The sequence below is a fragment of the Calditrichota bacterium genome, from assembly GCA_013152715.1.
In the GTDB taxonomy this organism is placed as follows: Bacteria; Zhuqueibacterota; Zhuqueibacteria; order Thermofontimicrobiales; family Thermofontimicrobiaceae; genus 4484-87.
In genome coordinates this window covers 1-4,412 of the sequence record JAADFU010000107.1, presented here as the reverse complement: position 1 = coordinate 4,412, position 4,412 = coordinate 1, and the positions used below count along the sequence as shown (strand labels likewise).

Here is a 4,412-nt window from a genome sequence, read left to right as displayed (position 1 = left end):
ATAATTTCATGTTTACCTCCAATAATAATTATTAACTATTTTCACACCCACCTCCCCACCTCTCCCACATCCAGAATCACAGCTGAAATACCATATTTCATAAAGCCCTCAATGTCTGCCTCACCACCTTCTTCTGCGATTAATATTTTCTTTATCCTTTTGTACCGTCTTTTGTTCGTCTTCTTCAAAAATATTTTTAGGTCCTGAGCGACACGAATATTGTCCCATTCCGGCGCTTTGATAAAAATCAGCGCAATCAGTTCTCGTTTCACAAGTCGTAAAGCATCTTCAAAATTTGTCGTTGAAAAAAATTCACATTGTCTCGCATATTCAGCCTGTAAATCGCCCACAGTTTTTCCGTCAAAATTCAACAATAATATCTTTTTCATTTCACTATTTTCATTTCCTTGTCTTTTTCGTCATTTTGCTTCAATTATCGTACCATTGCGACATGGTCGGGCATATTGGTTCATATCCTATTGTTTTTATTAAAGAGAAATCAATAACATCTGCCCTTGTCAAATAAAAAGTGTTGCTTTTTTGTCACAGTACTGGCTTTTTTAAGCGGCAGAATTGTCCATTATCGCTATTTTCAGCTTTATTTTGCTTTTCGATTAATTTTGTTAAGAATTGGTAACTACAGGCATGGCACAACAGGGGAATGGAAAAAGATAAGCAAAAAAATAAAAAAACAACAAACGGGAAAGAGAAGAGTTGGTTTATTTCACCCCCAACTCCCGAATCAATCTATGAAGCGCAGAACGATGCATTCCTAACTGTTCAGCGGTAGCGGAAACATTGCCGTTGTTTTCCCGCAAAGCTCTTTTAAAATAGATTTTTTGAAACTCTTGCATTAATCTGTTTTTAGCGTCGGCATAATTTAAGTGAAATAACTCTTCGGGAAATTCATATTCTTTATCAGTATTTTCCAGTTGTATTTCCTCGCTGCCAATGGGATCGTTGCTGCGGTGAAATGCCAGAATACGTTCGATATGATTTTTCAATTCTCGAACATTGCCGGGCCAGTTGTAGGATTGCAATTTTTTTAATGCTTCAGGACTGATTTCCGCAATGGGCAAACCCATTTCGCGGGAAAATTTTTGCAGAAAAAATTTTGTCAACGGCTCAATATCTTCTATCCGCTGACGCAAAGGCGGAATTGTGATGTCCACGACACTCAAGCGATAAAACAAATCTTCGCGAAAAAGATTTTGTTCGACCATTTTTCTTAAATCTTTGTTTGTCGCCGCTATTATCCTCACGTCAACTTCGATCGATTCGACGCCACCGAGACGCTCGAATCGTTTTTCCTCGATAGCGCGCAAAATTTTGGCCTGCGATTCCAGCGGCAGATCGCCGATTTCGTCCAGAAAAACGGTGCCCGAATTTGCCAGTTCAAGTTTTCCTTTCTTCAGGGCATGGGCGTCGGTAAACGCCCCTTTTTCGTGACCGAAAAATTCGCTTTCAAAAAGCTGCGAGGCTAAAGTGCTACAATTAATCGCCACGAACGGTTTGTCTTTTCTGTCGCCCCAGCGGTGAATCTGGCGAGCGAGAACCTCTTTGCCCACGCCGCATTCCCCCGTGATTATCACCGTCGTGGTTGTTTTGGCAATTTGACTGGCTTTTTGCTGAATTTCCTGCATCGCCAAACTTTTGTGCACAATTTCTGCTTCCTGTTCCCGAAGCTGGCTTTCCAGGGCAAATTGTTTCTGAAGCTGTTCAAGTTGGCGTTGAATAATGAGAGCCAGGGCTTCGATGTTGGGAGATTTTGAAGTGTAGTGAAATGCGCCAAGTTTCATCGCTTCAACGGCAATTTCAACATCAGCAAAATCGGTGATCATTATCACTGGCAGGTGAGGAAATTTCTTTTTTATTTTTTTCAAAACCTCTAACCCGTTCGTTCCTTTGCCGAGTTTGTAATCGAGAAAAACGACATCGGGTAAAGCGTGTGCGAGCTGTTTCCACGCATCCTTTCCGTGATGCACAACGGATAGATTGAATAAATTACTGGATAATGCTTCGAATGTTCGGCAAAATCTGATATCATCATCCACTAAAAGTGCGTTGAGCTTTTTCATCTCCATTCTCCGTGAGTGTTGCCTTTAGTAAACAGACTTATGTTGTAGGTACTGTCACTAAAATTGTCGTGCCTTTTTCCGGGGCGCTACGTTCGACTTTTATTGATCCGCCAAATTTTTCCAATTTTGTTCGGGCAAAATAAAGTCCGAAGCCGCCATTCTCGTGCGGCTTTGTCGAATAGTTCTGCCGAAAAATGGATTCCCAATACTTTCTGGGAATCCCCACGCCGGTATCTTTCACCCTGACAATAGCGCTTTTGTTTTCCCGGCAGCACTCAATGGTAATTGCTTTTTCCTTCTGCCCGCGCATGGCGTTACAGGCGTTTGTCAGCAAATTTTCAAATATGGCCATTAAATCAGGTTCTCTCATCAGGGCAATTTTTTTCTCGTTAGTGGCAAAATTATGCCGGACAATGCAATCATTTTGTCGCTCAAATCGGGCAATCGTTTTTTGCAAGACATGAATCAAATCGCATTGAAAAATCTTGCGCGTTTCTGCACTGATGGCTTGGATGCTTTTCTTAATATTGTCAATTAATAGAAAACTTTTTTCCCAAAAATCCCGTTCTATTTTTTGTTTTAACATGAGTTCAACTTTGATCTTGTTGAAAACTTCTGATAAGGAAATGAGCAAATTCTCCAACTGGTACGCTTTGTCGGTTTCTACTTTTGCTCGTTTTGCTAATTGTCCTATTTTTGAGATTTCCTTATATACATTTCCATAAAAATCGGCAATCGACTCCTGGATTTCGTCGCGAATTTCTTGAGAAATTTTTTCGTTTTTTCTTAAATTAGAACTAAAAAGCTGAATTTGATTGAGATGACTCGCTGCCCAATTACCGTGATCAAAATTGCGGCAAGTAAGATTTAATTCTTCGATTATTAAATCGCGTGACAGCAAAGTTTTTTTTCTCGCCAAAATAAGAACTGTAATAGCCATCACGAGAATCGAAATCAGAAACAGAAATAGGTGAGGATAAGGATTAGCGAGATTAGCGTTGCAAATGTCAAGGAGCACATACGGCACAAGTCCGCTGACAAACAGATACTTTGAATTTTTTGCCGATAGCTTTCTTTTCCAAATGAGAATTTGTTTGAGAACAAAAATAAGCAAAAGCAGTAATAACAATCTACCAAATTCAAGCTGCCGTTCTCTATTCTTAATCGAAAAAAGAATAAATTGTTTTGCACGTTCGAGGACGGCAACGAATCCCTCCTGCTCGTAAATTTGCAGGATGCTGCCGGTAGAAATATTTTTCCTCACAATGTTGATCCCCGAAGGGAAAATAACGCGCAAATCATAGTTTTTGCCCGCCTCAACGCCAAAGTGAATAGAATGAGAATTCATACTGCCAAATCCGCTGCTGCTGCTGATTTCTCTCAGCCCTTTACAAAACGCAATTTCATCAAGATGACCTGCTTCGTAAAGAAAAGCTTTCCCCCCGATGGCGCTCCTGTTGCTTTTGACGCCGATGAGTTTGATCTTGATAAAATTTCCGTTGTTTAATTCGTTTCTAAAAAATACGCTCTTACTGACAACTCCTCTTGGCAGCACACAATCGATATCGCCGTCATTATCCGGATCGCCACAGGCAAAGTCCGTGGTATTAAGGGGATCTGACTTTCCGAAATAATCCTCATTAACTTTGAAACGTTTGTTGCCCAAATTTTCGTAAAAAACATCTTTTCCGCGATTGGCGACGTACAAATCGAGATCGCCGTCATTGTCGGCGTCAAAAAATCCGGCGCTATTTGTAATGCTCGAATCCACTAAACCCGCCTCAAAAGTCACATCCCGCAAATGCCCAGAGCCATCATTTTCATAAAGTCTATTGGAAAAAACCTTATGCGCGATAAACAAATCGAGATCGCCGTCATTGTCATAATCAGCCAGAACACAACTCACGCTCTTGATATTTGTATCCTTTTGCGCCGGCCACCATTTTTCTGTTACATCAGTGAAGCGAATATTTGAAATCGAACCCGCTGGCGTGTCATTGCGATAAATTCTGTCACGAAGATTCTGAAAAGTAACGACCAAATCCGGGTCGCCGTCAAGATCCAAATCCCCGAAACAGGCGCCATTCCCTCTCTGCTCCGTTTCTATGCCAGATTTTTCTGTAACATCGACAAACTTACCGCCACCGCGATTCAAAAAAAGCATGTTTGTTGTGTCTTCGTTAGTCACGAACAAATCCAATTTGCCATCGTTATTCACGTCACTCCAGATTCCCATGACCGAGCGCGTAATTCCAATATCGATTCCGGCCTGTTCTGCTTTTTCTTTGAAAAATTTGCCATTTCTGTTTTCATAAAATAAATTATTTTTGTAAA

General features: G+C 40.8%; 3 protein-coding genes. All 3 read right to left on the bottom strand.

The window, feature by feature from the left end:
• Nucleotides 1–41 precede the first annotated feature (41 nt).
• Nucleotides 42–389 carry a hypothetical protein gene (locus tag GXO74_08745; GenBank protein ID NOZ61758.1) on the bottom strand — a complete coding sequence of 116 codons (348 nt, stop codon included), beginning with the start codon at nucleotides 387–389 and terminating at the stop codon, nucleotides 42–44.
• Between the two features lie 330 nt (nucleotides 390–719).
• Nucleotides 720–2,078, bottom strand: coding sequence for a sigma-54-dependent Fis family transcriptional regulator (locus GXO74_08740; protein ID NOZ61757.1), 1,359 nt, complete (start codon nucleotides 2,076–2,078; stop codon nucleotides 720–722).
• A gap of 37 nt (nucleotides 2,079–2,115) precedes the next feature.
• Nucleotides 2,116–4,412: GHKL domain-containing protein (locus GXO74_08735; protein ID NOZ61756.1), on the bottom strand; the 2,297-nt coding region annotated here is incomplete at its 5' end.